At 53.7% G+C, this 531-nt stretch carries 2 protein-coding genes; one reads left to right on the top strand and one right to left on the bottom strand.

The features are described from left to right. Window positions 1-244: recombinase family protein (locus tag NK987_RS21380; protein WP_259265506.1), on the bottom strand; the 244-nt coding region annotated here is incomplete at its 3' end. A gap of 94 nt (window positions 245-338) precedes the next feature. Here NK987_RS21380 and NK987_RS21375 point away from each other — a divergent pair. Next, the coding region (locus tag NK987_RS21375) for a DUF4158 domain-containing protein (protein WP_259265505.1) at window positions 339-531 on the top strand (193 nt) is incomplete at its 3' end.

The raw sequence follows: 531 nt of genomic DNA, 5'->3' as shown, positions 1-531 counted from the left end.
GCGTCGTGCGCCCCCACCGGGAAAGCTCAGTGACCAGGATTGCATCAATTTGTCTGGACTGGGCAAGCGCCAGGACTTTCTTTCGCTCGGCCCGGTCGAGTTTAGTTCCTGAACCTGTTTCCTTAAATATTCCCACCACGTCGTAGCCGGCACAGCCGGCGAAGGCTCGCAGATCAAATTCCTGGCGTTCACAAGACTGATCCGCTGTTGAAACCCGGCAGTAAATGGCGGCACGATGTCCCAATTGAACCCTCCTGGATTTTTGTATCGGAACGCCCTGATTTATATGGGCTGGCTGTTGTCCAAAACAGACTATACTTCAAAAGGGACGAATTTGTATGTCACGACGCCATATTTTCACCGAACGGCAGCGAGCAGCGCTGTTCGATCTGCCCACGGACGAACTGTCGCTACTGAAGTTCTACACGCTGGGCGATGATGACCTGGAAAACATTAGGCAGCGGCGCAGACCGGAAAACAGGATTGGCTTTGCCCTGCAACTTTGTGCCTTACAATATCCGGGCCGTGCAC

It is taken from the genome of Aquiflexum gelatinilyticum (assembly GCF_024813435.1).
In the GTDB taxonomy this organism is placed as follows: Bacteria; Bacteroidota; Bacteroidia; order Cytophagales; family Cyclobacteriaceae; genus Cognataquiflexum; species Cognataquiflexum gelatinilyticum.
Note: the sequence above shows the minus strand (reverse complement) of the source record. Positions and strands in the feature narration are given on the sequence as shown.